The organism is Olleya aquimaris (assembly GCF_003259525.1).
Classification (GTDB): domain Bacteria; phylum Bacteroidota; class Bacteroidia; order Flavobacteriales; family Flavobacteriaceae; genus Olleya; species Olleya aquimaris.
The window spans coordinates 1-16712 of the sequence record NZ_QLLO01000012.1 but is presented as its reverse complement, the minus strand read 5'-3'; the positions used below and the strand labels follow the sequence as shown (position 1 = coordinate 16712).

The following is a 16712-nucleotide window of genomic DNA, read 5'->3' as shown; positions in this document are numbered from 1 at the left end:
TAAAATTTCGTAACTTCGCAAACAGTATGAAACAAGTATTCCATAAAATAATGTCTTTAGCAATGGCTTTTGTAGTGTTATGCTCTACAATGTCATTTACGCTTAATATGCATTTTTGTGGAGATGCTTTAGTAGAAACAGCTGTTTTTAATAAGGCTAAGGGTTGTGGTATGGAAATGCAAAAGCCATCTACAGAAGGATGTGCTATTACCAAGAAAAACTGTTGTAATGATGAACAATTGGTAGTTGATGGTCAAGACGAACTACAATTACAAGTTGACAAAATTTCTTTTGAACAACAAGTTTTCATTGCCTCATTGGTTTATACCTATATTAACCTTTTTGAAGGTTTAGATAACAATGTATCTTCTTTTGAAGAATATGAACCACCACTCGTCGTCAGGCAAATCTTCAAGATTGACGAGACTTATTTAATTTGATTTTTAAACAATAGACTGTTTTATCCTATGACTTTATAATGTCATAAGGATAATTTGCTGTATTCGGTGTTTTCTTAACGCCAATGTCTAACTGTTTAATAATCAAATCATATGCTTAATAAAGCAATCAAATTTCTTATAGAGAATAAACTCGTTGCAGTTCTGCTACTTGCTCTTTTTGTTGGATGGGGAACTGTAAACGCACCTTTCAATTGGGATACTGGATTTTTACCAAGTAATCCTGTGGCTGTTGATGCCATCCCAGATATCGGAGAAAATCAACAAATTGTATTTACAAAGTGGGATGGTCGTTCGCCACAAGATATAGAAGACCAAATCACTTATCCATTAACCACATCCTTATTAGGTATTCCAGGAGTAAAAACCATTCGTAGTTCGTCTATGTTTGGGTTTTCAAGTATCTATATCATTTTTGAAGAAGATGTAGAATTCTATTGGAGTCGTAGTCGTATTCTAGAAAAACTCAATTCATTACCAAGTGGTTTATTACCTGAAGGTGTTAATCCTGCTTTGGGTCCAGATGCAACAGGATTAGGACAAATATTTTGGTACACACTTGAAGGACGTGATGAAAACGGAAAAGTTACTGGTGGTTGGGATTTACAAGAGTTACGCAGTATTCAAGATTACTATGTAAAATATGCACTATCCTCTGCAAGCGGTGTTTCGGAAGTCGCTTCAATTGGTGGTTATGTTCAAGAATATCAAGTGGATGTCAACCCAGAATTAATGCGTCAATATAATATAGGATTGCATCACGTTGTAAAAGCAGTTAAGGAAAGTAATAAAGACATTGGTGCACAAACTATTGAAATTAATAATGCAGAATATTTAGTACGTGGTTTAGGTTATGTGAAATCTATTGAAGACATAGAAAATGCAGTCGTTACTTCCGAAAATTATACAGCAATACGAATCAAAGATATTGGAAAAGTCTCTTTAGGTCCAGCAACACGACGTGGGTTATTAGATAAAGAAGGTGCAGAAGTTGTAGGTGCTGTTGTTGTAGCTCGTTACGGAGCAAACCCAATGGAAGTTATTAATAATGTAAAAGAAAAAATTAATGAATTAAGTGCAGGATTACCTTCAAAAGTATTAGCAGATGGTAGAACATCACAAGTAACCATAGTGCCATTTTATGATAGAACAGAATTGATTAAAGAAACGTTAGGTACACTTAATGAAGCCTTAACATTAGAGATACTAATTACCATTTTGGTCATTATCATTATGGTATTTAATCTTCGGGCATCGGTACTTATATCTGGACTACTACCAGTTGCGGTTTTAATGGTTTTTATAGCAATGAAGTTCTTTGGTGTAGATGCAAACATCGTCGCATTATCTGGTATTGCAATTGCTATTGGTACAATGGTCGATGTTGGTGTCATACTTTCAGAAAACATTATAAGGCACTTGGATGAAGATGATGGAACAAAACCCATTAATACGGTAGTTTATAACGCCACAGCAGAAGTATCTGGTGCAATCGTTACCGCAGTAATGACAACCATAATCAGTTTCATTCCAGTCTTTACAATGATTGGCGCTGAAGGTAAACTATTTAGACCGTTAGCATTCACAAAAACCTTTGCATTAACAGCTTCAATAATTGTAGCATTGTTTTTAATTCCACCTTTTGCAGCGTTTTTATTCAGAAAGAAAAGCATAAAAACGCATTTTAAATATGCTTTAAATGGCGTTTTAATAGTATTAGGGATAATAGCAATAATCTATGGTTATTGGTTAGGATTAATATTGATAGCTTTTGGTATCACAGCATTGTTAAGTACTCAAAATAAAATAACAGAAAAACAATCCAACTTAATTAATATCATAATATGTACAACTGCAATAGTATTTCTGTTAGCGGAATATTGGAGACCTTTAGGAGTTGATAAAAGTATCTTCTGGAACCTCATCTTTGTTGGTGTCATTTGCTTTGGCTTATTGGGTGTTTTCTCATTGTTTATCAGGTATTATACTCGAATTTTAAGATGGTGTTTAGATAATAAATTACTATTTCTTTCAATTCCAACTGCAATTGTCATTGCTGGTTTTTTCATTATGAAAAACACAGGCAAAGAATTTATGCCATCGTTAAATGAAGGTTCTTTTTTATTGATGCCTACTTCTATGCCACATTCTGGTGTAGAAGAAAATAAGCGTGTTTTACAGCAGTTAGATATGGCAGTTGCCAGTATTCCTGAAATCGAAACTGTAGTTGGAAAAGCAGGTCGTACAGAATCTGCATTAGACCCAGCACCACTATCAATGTATGAAAATGTTATTCAGTATAAGTCAGAATATATGCTGAATGAAAACCGAGAACGTCAACGCTACAAAGTGAATAATGATGGCTTGTTTGAATTAAAAGATGGTCGATTTATCGCAAATCCAAATAATACAGAAAATGTCACCTTGAGCACAGTCGAAAGGTCTCAACTCATTCCAGACAATAATGGAGAGTTCTATCGAAATTGGAGACCTGAAATACAATCACCAGATGATATTTGGAACGAAATTGTAAAAGTGACCAAATTACCAGGCGTAACGTCTGCACCAAAGCTACAACCTATTGAAACCCGATTGGTAATGTTGCAAACAGGAATGCGAGCACCAATGGGTATTAAAATAAAAGGGCAAGATTTAAAGCAGATTGAAGCGTTTGGAATGCGATTAGAAGATATTTTAAAACAAGCTGAAGGTGTAAAAGATGAAGCTGTTTTTGCAGACCGTATTGTAGGTAAACCCTATTTGTTAATTGATATTGATAGAGAGAAAATTGCTCGTTATGGCGTAACCATTGAGGAAGTTCAAAATGTTTTGAAAGTGGCTGTTGGTGGTATGATATTAACACAGACAGTAGAAGGTCGTGAGCGTTATGGTGTTAGAGTTCGTTACCCAAGAGAATTAAGAGCAAATCCAACCGATTTAAAACAAATCTATGTGCCTGTTGAAAAAGGAAGCCCTATTCCTTTAAGTGAATTAGCGACTATAAAATATGAACAAGGTCCACAAGTAATTAAAAGTGAAGACACTTTTTTAGTTGGCTATGTGTTATTTGATAAAATGAATGGTTTTGCAGAAGTCAATGTGGTAGAAAATGCACAAACCTTAATTCAAGAAAAGATAGATAGTGGCGAATTGGTAGTCCCAAAAGGTATCAACTACCAATTTACGGGAACGTATGAAAACCAATTAAGAGCAGAAAAAACCTTGTCGGTTGTTGTGCCTTTAGCGTTGGCAATCATTTTCTTAATTCTGTATTTCCAATTTCGTTCAGTAGGGACATCACTAATGGTATTCACAGGTATTGCAGTTGCTTTTGCTGGTGGTTTTGTAATGATATGGCTCTATGGTCAAGATTGGTTCTTAAACTTCAATGTCTTTGGTGAAAATCTGCGCGATTTATTTCAAATGCACCCCATTAATTTAAGTGTAGCGGTTTGGGTTGGGTTTATTGCACTATTTGGTATCGCAACCGATGATGGAGTTGTAATGGCAACTTATTTAACACAAATATTTGATAGAAATACACCAGAAAATAAAAAAGAAATCAGAGCATCAGTAGTAGAAGCAGGAGAAAAACGTATTAGACCTTGTTTAATGACAACTGCTACTACCATATTGGCATTATTACCAGTATTAACATCTACAGGAAGAGGTAGTGATATTATGATACCTATGGCAATACCAAGTTTTGGTGGAATGCTTATAGCCTTAATCACTTTGTTTGTTGTACCAGTATTGTATAGCTGGAAAGCAGAAGTTCAACTTAAAAGAACATCAAAATGAAATATAAATCAATACAAATAAAAATCGTCTTGGCTCTTGGCTCTTGTTTCTTGAGTCTTTTTGCGAACGCTCAACAATTAGAAATACTTATCGATGAAGCCTTAACAAACAATCCAGAAATTCAAAAGTTTGAGTTACAATACAAAAGAGCTTCCGAAAAGGTAAACGAGGTCAACACCATTCCTAATACCGAATTTGGAGTTGGTTATTTTGTAAGTGAACCAGAAACACGAACAGGAGCACAACGCTTTAAAGTATCGGCTAAACAAATGTTACCGTGGTTTGGTACAATTACGTCAAGAGAAAATTATGTGAGTTCGTTAGCGAATGCTAAATATGAAGATATTGTTATCGCAAAGCGAAAACTAATGGCTTCGGTATCGCAATCCTATTATAATTTATACGCCAATAAAGCAAAGCAAGAGGTCTTAACTGAAAACATTAAACTATTAGAAACTTATGAGACGTTGGCATTAACTTCTGTTGAGGTTGGTAAAGCATCCGCAGTAGATGTATTGCGTTTACAAATGCGTCAAAACGAAATGCAACAACTCAAAGATGTGTTGCAACAACAATTTTTAGCAGAACAAACTAACTTCAATAATCTATTGAATAGAGGTAATGATGTTACCGTGAATGTGGTAGATAGTTTAATGATACCTTCTGAAGACTTTGATATTACTTTTGAAAAATTAGTATTACATCCTGAATTACTAAAATTTGATAAACTCTATCAATCCATAGAGCAATCAGAATTATTGAATCAAAAAGAAAGCAGTCCAATGATTGGTTTTGGATTAGATTATATCAATGTTGCTGAAAGACCAAATATGGATTTCAGCGATAACGGAAAGGATATTGTAATGCCAATGGTTTCGGTATCTATCCCAATTTTCAATAAGAAATATAAATCCCAAACCAAACAAAATGATTTGCAACAGCAGGAAATTACTGCTCAAAAACAGGAACGTTTAAATGCATTGGAAACGCTTTTAGACAAGGCGATTAACGAACGCATTTCTGCAAGAATAAGTTATGCTACCCAAGCCAAAAACCTAAAACAGGCTAAAGATGCAGAAGACATTCTAATAAAAAGTTACGAAACAGGAACCATTGATTTTAATGATGTTTTGGATATTCAAGAGTTGCAATTAAAGTTTCAAATGAACCAGATAGAATCTGTGAAGACTTACTATGTGCAAAGTACAATCATTAATTATTTAATTAAGTAAACAATGAAAACATTTAACACAATACTTCTCTTATTCTTAACTTCAATGGCATTCGCCCAAGTTGGAACAAATGGTGAAGACAGAAAAGAAGAAGGACGCCCAATTAGAGAATATAACCTTACCATAGAAAAAAATGAAATGACGCTTGGAGGTGTCACCGCAAACGGAATGACCATTAATGGTGGAATTCCAGGACCTACATTAGAATTCAAAGAAGGTGACCTCGCTATTATTAATGTAACCAATAAAATGGATGAAGAAACCTCTGTACATTGGCACGGTTTAATACTTCCTAATTTTTATGATGGTGTACCTTATTTAACTACGCCACCTATAAAAGCAAATACTACATTTCAATATAGAATACCTATAAACCAATCTGGCACATATTGGTATCATTCCCACACGATGTTGCAAGAGCAAAAAGGAGTTTATGGCTCAATAGTCATTCATCCTAAAGAAAAGACCTTGGACTATGATAAGGATTTAGTCGTAGTCCTTTCCGATTGGACAAACGAAAAGCCAATGAATGTGTTACGAAACCTTAAACGGGGAAACGAATGGTATCAGGTTAAAAAAGGGACAGCAGTACCATTAAGCAGAGTTATTAAAGAAGGTGCATTAGGCGCACAATTCAAATTTTGGCGCGATAGAATGGAAGGTGCAGACATTGCGGACGTCTATTATCCTGCGTTTTTAGCTAATGGTAAAAAACTTGCAGAATATTCAGAGTTTAAAACAGGTGAAAAAGTACGATTACGTTTTATCAACGCATCTGCTTCATCTTATTATTGGGTGGATTTTGGTGGTGGTAACCCGATGATAGTTGCGAGTGATGGTGTAGATGTAACACCAGAATATAAAAACCGATTTCTTTTTGCAATTGCCGAAACCTATGATGTTATAGTAACTATCCCAGAAGGTACATTAGAAATTACCGCAACAGCCCAAGATGGTTCTGGCAACACCTCAATCCGTTTGGGTAGCGGAAAATTGTATCCAGCTACTGTAATAGACAGACCAGATAAAGTGGCTATGATGAAGCAAATGGCAAAAATGGATATGAAGATGGGTGCACCTGCAATGGTGGGCAATCAAAAGAAAAAAACACCAGAGTTTTTGATGCAGACATATGGAATGAAGATGAAGATGGATATGAAAGACGGACAGATGAAGATGGATAATGATATGAATATGGAAATGAAAAAGGATGCGACGCCAATGAATCATATGATGTCTACAATGCAAAAGGACACCGCTTCATTTAATTATGATACACGTAAAACGTATTTCAATTATGATTTTTTAAAAGCAAAGGAAAACACCACTTTTAAGACAGATGCGCCAGTAAATGAAATTTTACTGAATCTAACTGGTAATATGCAACGCTATGTTTGGAGTATGAATGGTACACCATTGTCCGAAACAGACAAGATTAAAATTAAAAGCGATGAGGTTACAAGGATTACCCTAAATAATCTGACAATGATGCACCACCCAATGCACTTGCACGGGCATTACTTTAGGGTGATTAATGAAAATGGAGAGCGTTCGCCATTAAAACATACCGTAAATGTACCACCGATGAAAAAAGTAATTATAGAGTTCTATAATGAAGAATATGGTGATTGGTTCTTTCATTGTCACGTGCTATATCATATGATGGGTGGTATGGCAAGAGTATTTAGCTATGATACACCACGAGATGAAAGGATGAAACCTTATCCAGTACAAAACCTAATTGACGAGACAGACCATTACTATTCGTGGGGAATGCTTCGTGGAGGTTCAAACTTTAATGAACTTTTATTGATGTCAAGCAGCATCCGTAACGAATTTGCACTACGTGCCGAGTTTGATTATAACCAAAATGCCGAGATAGAAGTAAATTATAACAGATATCTCAATGATTGGGTACGCGTATATGCAGGCTTAAATACTGAAACTTCAACACCAGATTCTTATGATACATTCAATACTGTGGGATTGGTTGGAGTTAAATATTTCACGCCTTACAGATTTAATGTCGATGTGAGTATGGACCATCAACTGCGCCCAAGAATACGTTTAGACAGAGAACTATTGATTTTTCCTAGAATTTTTCTCGAAGGAGAATACGAATACAGAGCAGATTTTGGATGGGTTAATGAGTTAGAAAACAACAAATCTTATGAAGGTGAAACGCAATGGTTAATTGGAGCATCATACATCTTATCTCGAAATTTTTCAATTCAAGGGAATTATAATAACCGATATGGTTGGGGTGGCGGACTATTAGTTCGATTTTAATAATAAATAACAATTTTATATAAACAAATATTAATCTTAAAAGTAAGTCAAAATGAAAAAAGTAAAATTAGTAACAACAATTATGGTAATGGCTTTTATAAGCCTAACAACAATGTCTTGTAAAGACGCAAAAAAAGAACATAACAACGATGAAGGTCATAATACAGAAATGAATCACGACAATAGCGATGGTCATCACGATGGTAAGAAAAAGAAAATGGCAATGAATGGAGATACAAATTCTCAAACAATATTAAATGACTATTTCAACTTAAAGGATGCCTTAGTGGTAGATGATAATGCCAAAGCTAAAGAATTGGGTGCAACCCTCGCAACGTCATTAGGAAAGCTTGACATTTCAAAATTTACAGATGCCCAGCAATCAGAATTAAAGGACATTATCGAAGATGCTACGGAACACGCAGAACATATTTCAGAAAGTCCAATAGCACATCAACGTGAGCACTTTAAAGTTTTAAGTAAGGATATTACTGATATGGTAGCTATTACAGGAACACAAGTAAAACTATATGAGCAATTTTGTCCAATGTACGATGGTGGTTCAGCTTGGTTAAGTATGAGCAAGGATATTAAGAATCCCTATTATGGAAGCAAGATGTTGAACTGTGGAAAAGTCCAAAAGGAAATTAACTAAATGAAGATTTTAAAAATCATAGCAATAGTGTTGTTGGTGGCGTTTGTGGGGATTCAATTTATCCCCACAACGCGCAACCAAAGTGAAGTTGTTCCAAAAACCGACTTTATGTTGGTAAATGATGTCCCAAATGATATCAAGAACAAATTACAAGTCTCTTGCTATGATTGCCACAGTAACAATACAATATATCCTTGGTACAATAAAGTGCAACCGGTAGCCTGGTTTCTTGAAGACCATATCAAAGAAGGCAAGGCAGAATTAAATTTTAATGAATGGGATGATTATTCAAATAGAAGAAAAAACAGTAAACTAAAATCCATCATCAATCAAATTGAAAATGGCGAAATGCCCCTTTGGTCTTATACGCTAATTCACAAAAATGCCCTTTTATCGACAGGTGAAAAAGAACTTATAATTGGTTATATGAAACAAATTAAAGATAGTTTAAATTAAAATTCTGATATAAGTAGAATGGATTAGTTCATTTTTCTTTAAAGAAAAGAAAAAATAAATTCAATGAAACACACATATCACATACACGGAATGACCTGCAACGGTTGTCGCAGTCACGTTGAGGAAACACTTTCTAAAGTAGAAGGCGTTTCAAAAGCAACCGTCGATTTAGAAAAGGCAGAAGCTACCATAGAAATGGAATCGCATATTCCTATAGAAAAGTTTCAAGAAGCCTTAAAAAAGGATGGTGATAGATATAGCATTCATAAACAAGGTGAACAACATCAATATTCAAAAGATAAAAAGAAAGTGCAACCCAAAGGAAAAGGCACAGGCACATTTTATTGTCCTATGCATTGCGAAGGCGATAAAACTTATGACGAACCAGGCGATTGTCCTGTTTGCGGAATGGATTTGGTGGAAGAACAAAATCTATCCACAACTTCAGCAGAACAATGGACGTGTCCTATGCATCCAGAAATCATTAAAGACGAAGCAGGTTCGTGTCCTATTTGTGGGATGGATTTAGTACCAATGGAAGCAGATAGTTCAGCAGAGGAAAAAACGTATAAAAAACTTTTAAAGAAGTTTTGGATTGCAACCGCATTCACCTTACCAATTTTTTTAATTGCAATGAGCGAAATGCTCAATAACAATCCATTGTATGATATAATGGAACAAAAAAATTGGAATTGGATTCAGTTTGTTTTATCCATTCCAGTTGTCTTTTACGCTACGTGGATGTTCTTTGAGCGTGCTTATAGAAGCATAAAAACGTGGAATCTCAATATGTTTACACTTATTGGAATCGGTGCAGGTGTGGCTTGGTTATTTAGTGTATTTGGGATGTTGTTTCCAGATGTATTTCCTGAACAATTTAAAACTGAATCAGGCGCAGTTCACGTCTATTTTGAAGCAGCAACAGTTATTCTAACGTTAGTGCTTTTAGGTCAGTTGTTAGAAGCTCGTGCCCATAGTAAAACCAATTCGGCAGTAAAAGAACTGTTGAAATTAGCACCTAATAAGGCCATAAAAATAGTAGATGGTGAAGAAGTTGAAGTCAGTATTGACGAGATAGAACTTAATGATATTCTAAAAGTGAAACCAGGAGATAAAATTCCTGTGGATGGTGTGATAACTGAAGGCGAAACAACTATTGATGAATCTATGATTACAGGCGAACCTATTCCTGTAAACAAATCTCAAGAAGATAAAGTAAGTAGCGGAACCATTAATGGGAATCAATCCTTTTTAATGAAAGCAGAAAAGGTAGGAAGTGATACGTTACTCTCACAAATCATTCATATGGTTAATGATGCCAGTAGAAGTCGCGCACCTATTCAAAATTTAGCAGATAAAGTATCAGGTTATTTTGTGCCAGTTGTAGTTCTTATTTCTATTATCACATTTATTGTATGGTCTATTTGGGGACCAGAACCAGTTTATGTGTATGCGTTTGTGAATGCAATAGCAGTACTAATTATTGCGTGTCCTTGTGCTTTAGGTTTAGCAACACCAATGTCTGTAATGGTTGGTGTGGGCAAAGGTGCTCAAAATGGTGTATTGATTAAAAATGCAGAAGCTCTTGAAAAAATGGATAAGGTAAATACACTTATAGTTGATAAAACTGGAACTATTACAGAAGGAAATCCAACGGTAGAAACAGTAGGTGCTTTTAGTGATACTTTAAACAAAAATGAGCTACTTCAATACATCGTTTCATTAAATACCAATAGTGAACATCCTTTGGCAGAAGCGACAGTTAAATATGGAAAGGAACATAACGCAGAAATTTTAAATTCCGAAGATTTTAGTGCTGTCACAGGAAAAGGTGTTGAAGCTATAATAAAAGATAAAAAAGTAGCATTAGGAAATCCTAAAATGATGGAATATGCCAAAGCAGATATTACTTCTAAAATGAAAGACGAAGCAAAATCTTATCAAAAACAGGGTAAAACAGTTTCTTATTTGTCAATAGATGAAACCGTTGTAGGATATGTAGTTATAGGCGATAAAATAAAAGAAACAAGTGCCAAAGCGATTAAAGCACTTCAAGATAAAGGCATTGATGTTATAATGCTTACAGGCGATAATCACGATACTGCAAAAGCAGTAGCATCAGAACTAAATCTTGCAGATTTTAAAGCCAGTATGCTACCAGAAGACAAACTCAAAGAAGTAGAGAAACTACAAAAAAATGGAAAAGTAGTTGCTATGGCAGGTGATGGCATTAATGATGCACCAGCATTGGCAAAAAGTGATGTAGGTATTGCAATGGGTACGGGAACAGATGTAGCGATAGAAAGTGCTATGATAACACTCGTAAAAGGCGATTTACACGGTATTGTAAAAGCAAAAAATTTAAGTAATGCTGTAATGAAGAACATTAAGCAGAACCTATTTTTTGCACTTATTTATAACACTTTAGGTGTGCCTATTGCAGCAGGAGTTTTGTTTCCATTCTTTGGAATATTGCTCTCGCCAATGATAGCAGCTTTAGCAATGAGTTTTAGCTCTGTTTCAGTTATTGGAAATGCACTACGATTAAGAACAATTAAAGTTTAACTATAAAATCAAATAATTATGGAAAATTCAAAAGAACACTCAAACAAAGGAAATTACAAAACCTTCTTTATAATGTTGGCTTGCTCATTTGTAGCAATGTACATCACAATGTATCTAAACACCTATGCAATAGACCACGTGTGGTTTAGCTTAACCCGATTTTATATGACCTGTTTAGGTATTTCAGCAATGGCAGTAATAATGTGGTTTTTTATGCGAAAAATGTATAATGATAGAAAGAAAAACATAGCCATACTTGCAGGTAGTTTTATCCTGTTTGTAGGTGCATTAGGATTAGTAAGAACACAAGCACCAATCATTGGTGACGTACTATGGATGAAAGCAATGATACCACATCATTCTATCGCTATTTTAACAAGTGAAAGAGCAGATATTCAAGACCCAGAAGTTAAAAAATTAGCAGAAGACATTATAAAAGCACAACGTAAAGAAATAGAAGAAATGAAAGCAATGATAAAACGATTAGAGAATGAAAAATAATAAAATAGTCATATATATTGGCATACTCGTAGTAGGTGTGTTATTGGGTTGGTTGCTTTTTGGTGGCTCATCAAATGAAGAAATAGACCATAATCACGATGCGGTTGCAGCAACCAATCAAATGTGGACGTGTTCTATGCATCCACAGATTATGCAACCAGAGCCAGGCGACTGCCCCATTTGTGGTATGGATTTAATTCCTGCGGAAAGCGGAAGTGATGGCTTAATGGCAGACCAATTTAAACTAACAGAAAATGCGATGGCATTAGCCAATATTCAAACAACTGTTGTAGGCAAGGGAAATGTTGAAGGCAACACCATAAAGTTATCTGGTAAAATTGCTGAAAACGAAGAAGCCAATGCAGTACAGGTAAGTTATTTCGCTGGAAGAATTGAACGTTTGAATGTGAGTTTTACAGGCGAAGAAGTTCGTAAAGGTCAATTATTGGCAACCATTTATTCGCCAGAACTCTATGCAGCACAACAAGAATTAATCACAGCAGCTTCTTTAAAAGAATCTCAACCTGCTTTATACAAAGCAGTCCGTAATAAATTGAAATTATGGAAACTCTCTGAAAATCAAATCAACCAGATTGAAGAAACAAGAAAAGTAAAAGAAAACTTTCCTGTTTATGCAACCGTTTCGGGTACTGTTACAGAAAAATTGGTAGAGCAAGGCGATTACATCAAACAAGGACAACCCTTATTAAAAATTGCCAATCTCAACACAGTTTGGGGAAACTTTGATGTGTATGAAAATCAGATTGACCGCTTTAAAAAAGGACAGGAAGTTATGATAACAACCAATGCTTATCCTAATAAAGAGTTTAAAGGTAAAGTTGATTTCATTGACCCAGTTTTAAACACGAAAACAAGAACTGTAACCTTACGTGTTGTTTTAAGCAATAAGGACGATGTATTTAAACCAGGAATGTTTGTAACCGCAAATATTGAAGGCAGTACAGCTAAAAATGATGAAGTATTATCAATTCCTGCATCTTCTGTATTATGGACAGGTGAACGTTCTGTGGTGTACCTTAAAACAAATCCAGACCAACCTATTTTTGAAATGCATGAAATTAAATTAGGCAATCAAATTGGTAATGAATATGAAGTTGTAGAAGGTTTATTTGTTGGAAATGAAATAGTGACTAACGGAACATTTACGGTTGATGCAGCAGCACAATTACAAGGCAAAAAGTCTATGATGAATAAAGATGGTGGTAAAGTAATGACTGGACACGAAGGTCATTTAGGTATGGATAACAATGCATCTAACAAAGAAAGTGACCACACTAATATGAATGAGCGTTTGGAAGTATCAGAGAAATTTCAACAACAGTTAAATAGTGTTTACAATGCGTATATCAATTTAAAAGATGCTTTAGTAAAAGAAGATTCAATAAGTACTTCAGCAAACGCAACAACTTTATTAAATAAATTGAACAAAGTAGATATGAAATTGTTGTCAGATAATAAGGCGCATAACCATTGGATGTCATTAGAAGGCGAAATAAAATCTTCTGCAACTTCAATTTCTGAAACGTCCGATATAAAATCACAAAGAGACCATTTTAAACATTTATCATCACATCTAATCAATGCTGTACAACTATTTGGTATCAATGAAAAGGTCTATGTAGAATTTTGTCCAATGGCAGATAACAATAATGGTGCTTATTGGTTAAGCAAAGAAGAAAAAGTAATCAATCCATACTTTGGCGAAGCAATGCTAACCTGTGGTGAAGTAAAACAAGTAATAGAATAATAAATCAAGTAATAACAATTAAATTTTAAACAATGAATTTTTCAAAGAAAAATCACGAACACAAAAACAAAAATGTAATCGACGTGAGTAAAAAAGTAATTTTAAGTGTAGCTGTAATAGCAGCATTAGGTTTAACAAGTTGTAAAAATGAAACCAAAAAAGAAACAGAAACCACAACTACTGAAATGTCAAAAGATATGGCAATGACAGACCTGTCTTTTGGTGTAAGAGGAAATTGCGGAATGTGTAAAAACACTATCGAAAAAGCAGCTAACGGTGTTGAAGGTGTTGCAAGTGCTAATTGGGATGTCGATAAAAAGAAGATTGATGTGTCTTTTGATGATACAAAAACCGATGCAATGGCAATCCATAAAGCAATCGCAGCTTCAGGATATGATACCGAAAAAGTAGCAGGTGATGAAGAAGCATATGATGGTTTACCAAGTTGTTGTAAATACGACCACGAAATGATGATGAATCAATCTGGTGAAGAAGAAAGTGATGACCATTCAAATCACGACCATTAAGCAATAATGAAAGAGTCTTTTTCGGAAGGCTCTTTTTTATTCCCCACAACCCAAAACCCAGTTTTTTCGTACCTCAAAATCCTCTGTCTTTTGTGTTGTTCCGCTCACCTAACAAGTTTAGCGTTTTTTTGTCTTTAAGGTAATAGCATATTACAGCTTTGGTTTTCATAAAATCAAACCAAACTGCAATAAGCTATTCTGTTATTATTATATCATAAAACCCTAAACTCACCCAAGCTATGTTACATAATACAAGTTATAGTAGCAAAAATCCTTTCAAGGGTTTGCTATCGCAGCATTCTTATATTTTCGTAGCTATAACTGGTATTATGTAAAATATCCGCAATTCCAACGCGCAATTCCGAACATTTAACCACATTTTGAACTAACATTAAACATTTAAACATTTTAAGGTTTCTGTTAATTGATAATAATATTCGTTATCTCATTCAAGCTGCACAAAACCATCGTTAAGTCCAAGTATTCCTTACCTCAAGTCTTTGTTTGTTTCATTTCGTTAACAAATATAAAAGTCCACTTTTCCCCACCACCCAAGTCAGCGGTTATAAAAAAATAGGTTTATAAAGTGTAGTGCTACGCCATAGCATATTGCTTTTTCTCGTGCCTCAAAAAAACAAAAAGCTATTGTCTAAAAGTCCTGTATAAGTAGCTTGTTTAAATGCTGTTTTATCAAACAACTATTTAAAATGCTACCCATACAAACGCTTCACCCAACGCTCAGTACGGTACTAAAACCTATTTTTTTAAGTGTTAATTCCCCAGAAAAGTTAAAGGCATTTTCAATCAAGTTTAACTAATTTGAAAATTTAAAATAAAAAAGATGGCAAATATATGTGGCTACCTCTGCCAACCGCACAAGGCTATAAAGGTCAAGCCCTACGGGTTTTGAATAAAACTTTTTTCAATACCTTTTTTTTTGATTTAGTCATTCAATAAAAAAACTTTTATCCAAAAACCTTGACAGCCTTACCCACGCCACAACAACTATGGCTATCTTTTTTCTTTTCAAAAAAAAATAATGGCGCGAAGCGTAGCGAAGCAATTTTAAATTGGATAGCTATGTCAACTTTTGAACTAAAAACACACCAAGTCGGAAAAGCTTACTCAAACCCTCATTTTTTTATACTAAACAAAGGGCTAAACAGCGGAAAACCACTCTTAAAATCCTGTGCTAACTGTTTCGTTGTCACTACTACAACAGAAGAGGTAAAACACACACTTTTTAACTTATCTATGATGTTACAAATAGGCGGTTTTTACGCTTACCATTTAAAAGGAAGTGTTATTCCGTTTATTTCAATAGATGATTGCAGAAATACTCTAAAAAATAGTTTTATATCATTAATAAATAATGAATTTCAATTGCAAAAGCATATTAATATAGTGTCAGCGATTAGTAAAAAAGAAGCCGAACTTCAAAAAGTCATTTCAAAAATGGCAGATTTGAAAGTATCATACATTCAAAGTTTATTTTCTAAAATGCAAAAAGAAGCAATCTAAAGCAACAAAATCCATATCTAACGAATAGCATAAAACTTGCCATATATTCAGTCGGAAGGTACAACTTCGTGTTAAGTCCGTACCAAGTCCGAAGAAAATTATGTTTCATTAAAATTATTTATGTTATGGGTAAAATTGCTCAAGGTATTTTAGGAGGGCTTTCAGGTAAGGTTGGAAACGTTATCGGTGGAAGCTGGAAAGGAATTGATTACATTAGAATTAAACCCTCAAGTGTAGCCAATCCAAGAACTGTTGGTCAAGTAAACCAAAGAACCAAGTTTACTGCCACTTTAGAATTTTTACAGGCTGTAAAGCCTTTTATTAAGTTAGGTTATAAAGGGTTAGCTGTTAAGAAAACAGAATTTAATGCTGCGATGTCGTATGTGTTGAATAATGCGATTACAGGTACTGAACCTAACTTTGTTGTTGACTATCCGAACGCTTTAGTAAGTCGAGGAGGTTTATCTGGTGCGTTAAACCCAACGACTGATTTAGCAACTGCTGGAGAAGTTACCTTTGATTGGGATGATAACTCTGCTGAAGGTAATGCAAATGCTACTGACAAGTCAATGTTATTGATTTACAACCCCTCAAAAAAGGAATCTATTTCTTTACTTGATGGAGCCGACAGAACTGTTGGTTCTCAAATTGTTCCAATCCCAACAACTTATGCAGGAGATACAGTAGAGCTATTTATGGCGTTTATTACTGCTGATGGTAGTCAAGTATCAAACAGTATTTATTTAGGCTCTGGAACAGCTAATTAATGCTTGGTGTTTTTGTTTGGAAACCGCTCTAATCGAGCGGTTTTTTTTATGCTATATTTGTTGCTCTATTTATTAATAGTTGTTGCTAATCTTCTCTTTTTATATGTTTTTTGTATGCTATTTGTTGCCCATATGCAGTATTACCAATGAATACAGGGTTAGTTATATATTG

General features: G+C 34.6%; 12 protein-coding genes. All 12 read left to right on the top strand.

Going from position 1 to position 16712, the window contains the following annotated elements; genetic code table 11:
- Positions 1 to 26: 26 nt before the first annotated feature.
- The 12 genes from LY08_RS13065 to LY08_RS13010 all read left to right on the top strand — a co-directional run bounded on the left by LY08_RS13065 (position 27) and on the right by LY08_RS13010 (position 16540).
- A complete protein-coding gene (locus LY08_RS13065; RefSeq protein WP_054724093.1) occupies positions 27 to 440 on the top strand; it encodes an HYC_CC_PP family protein in 414 nt (137 codons plus the stop codon).
- A gap of 111 nt (positions 441 to 551) precedes the next feature.
- Positions 552 to 4259: an efflux RND transporter permease subunit gene (locus LY08_RS13060; RefSeq protein ID WP_111660889.1), complete on the top strand. Its 3708-nt coding sequence runs from the start codon at positions 552 to 554 to the stop codon at positions 4257 to 4259.
- On the top strand, positions 4256 to 5491 hold the full coding sequence (locus tag LY08_RS13055) for a TolC family protein (protein WP_111660888.1): 1236 nt from the start codon (positions 4256 to 4258) through the stop codon (positions 5489 to 5491). Before LY08_RS13060 ends, LY08_RS13055 begins: the two co-directional genes overlap by 4 nt.
- Before the next feature lie 3 nt (positions 5492 to 5494).
- Complete coding sequence (locus tag LY08_RS13050; protein ID WP_111660887.1) at positions 5495 to 7780, top strand: multicopper oxidase domain-containing protein; 2286 nt, start codon at positions 5495 to 5497, stop codon at positions 7778 to 7780.
- A 52-nt stretch (positions 7781 to 7832) separates the two neighbouring features.
- On the top strand, positions 7833 to 8435 hold the full coding sequence (locus LY08_RS13045) for a DUF3347 domain-containing protein (RefSeq protein ID WP_106688415.1): 603 nt from the start codon (positions 7833 to 7835) through the stop codon (positions 8433 to 8435).
- A complete protein-coding gene (locus tag LY08_RS13040; protein ID WP_027879800.1) occupies positions 8436 to 8891 on the top strand; it encodes a heme-binding domain-containing protein in 456 nt (151 codons plus the stop codon). It abuts the gene before it with no gap.
- A 63-nt stretch (positions 8892 to 8954) separates the two neighbouring features.
- Positions 8955 to 11456 (top strand): heavy metal translocating P-type ATPase, encoded by a 2502-nt coding sequence (locus LY08_RS13035; RefSeq protein ID WP_111660886.1) that lies wholly within the window; start codon positions 8955 to 8957, stop codon positions 11454 to 11456.
- 18 nt (positions 11457 to 11474) lie between these two features.
- Positions 11475 to 11957, top strand: coding sequence for a DUF305 domain-containing protein (locus LY08_RS13030; protein ID WP_106688417.1), 483 nt, complete (start codon positions 11475 to 11477; stop codon positions 11955 to 11957).
- Positions 11947 to 13725: an efflux RND transporter periplasmic adaptor subunit gene (locus LY08_RS13025; RefSeq protein ID WP_111660885.1), complete on the top strand. Its 1779-nt coding sequence runs from the start codon at positions 11947 to 11949 to the stop codon at positions 13723 to 13725. The genes LY08_RS13030 and LY08_RS13025 overlap by 11 nt, the downstream gene beginning before the upstream one ends.
- Positions 13726 to 13757: 32 nt before the next feature.
- Positions 13758 to 14252, top strand: a complete 495-nt coding sequence (locus LY08_RS13020) for a heavy-metal-associated domain-containing protein (RefSeq protein ID WP_111660884.1) — start codon at positions 13758 to 13760, stop codon at positions 14250 to 14252.
- A gap of 978 nt (positions 14253 to 15230) precedes the next feature.
- Positions 15231 to 15773 (top strand): DUF6943 family protein, encoded by a 543-nt coding sequence (locus tag LY08_RS13015; RefSeq protein ID WP_229730288.1) that lies wholly within the window; start codon positions 15231 to 15233, stop codon positions 15771 to 15773.
- Between the two features lie 125 nt (positions 15774 to 15898).
- Positions 15899 to 16540 (top strand): DUF6266 family protein, encoded by a 642-nt coding sequence (locus LY08_RS13010; RefSeq protein WP_027879807.1) that lies wholly within the window; start codon positions 15899 to 15901, stop codon positions 16538 to 16540.
- The last annotated feature ends 172 nt before the right edge of the window (positions 16541 to 16712 follow it).

What these genes read in the sequence shown, in the direction of transcription:
- LY08_RS13030 (WP_106688417.1), top strand. Translation starts at nt 11,475, where the DNA reads ATGGAAAATTCAAAAGAACACTCAAACAAAGGAAATTACAAAACCTTC.
- LY08_RS13040 (WP_027879800.1), top strand. Translation starts at nt 8,436, where the DNA reads ATGAAGATTTTAAAAATCATAGCAATAGTGTTGTTGGTGGCGTTTGTG.
- LY08_RS13050 (WP_111660887.1), top strand. Translation starts at nt 5,495, where the DNA reads ATGAAAACATTTAACACAATACTTCTCTTATTCTTAACTTCAATGGCA.
- LY08_RS13065 (WP_054724093.1), top strand. Translation starts at nt 27, where the DNA reads ATGAAACAAGTATTCCATAAAATAATGTCTTTAGCAATGGCTTTTGTA.
- LY08_RS13020 (WP_111660884.1), top strand. Translation starts at nt 13,758, where the DNA reads ATGAATTTTTCAAAGAAAAATCACGAACACAAAAACAAAAATGTAATC.
- LY08_RS13060 (WP_111660889.1), top strand. Translation starts at nt 552, where the DNA reads ATGCTTAATAAAGCAATCAAATTTCTTATAGAGAATAAACTCGTTGCA.
- LY08_RS13045 (WP_106688415.1), top strand. Translation starts at nt 7,833, where the DNA reads ATGAAAAAAGTAAAATTAGTAACAACAATTATGGTAATGGCTTTTATA.
- LY08_RS13010 (WP_027879807.1), top strand. Translation starts at nt 15,899, where the DNA reads ATGGGTAAAATTGCTCAAGGTATTTTAGGAGGGCTTTCAGGTAAGGTT.
- LY08_RS13025 (WP_111660885.1), top strand. Translation starts at nt 11,947, where the DNA reads ATGAAAAATAATAAAATAGTCATATATATTGGCATACTCGTAGTAGGT.
- LY08_RS13035 (WP_111660886.1), top strand. Translation starts at nt 8,955, where the DNA reads ATGAAACACACATATCACATACACGGAATGACCTGCAACGGTTGTCGC.
- LY08_RS13055 (WP_111660888.1), top strand. Translation starts at nt 4,256, where the DNA reads ATGAAATATAAATCAATACAAATAAAAATCGTCTTGGCTCTTGGCTCT.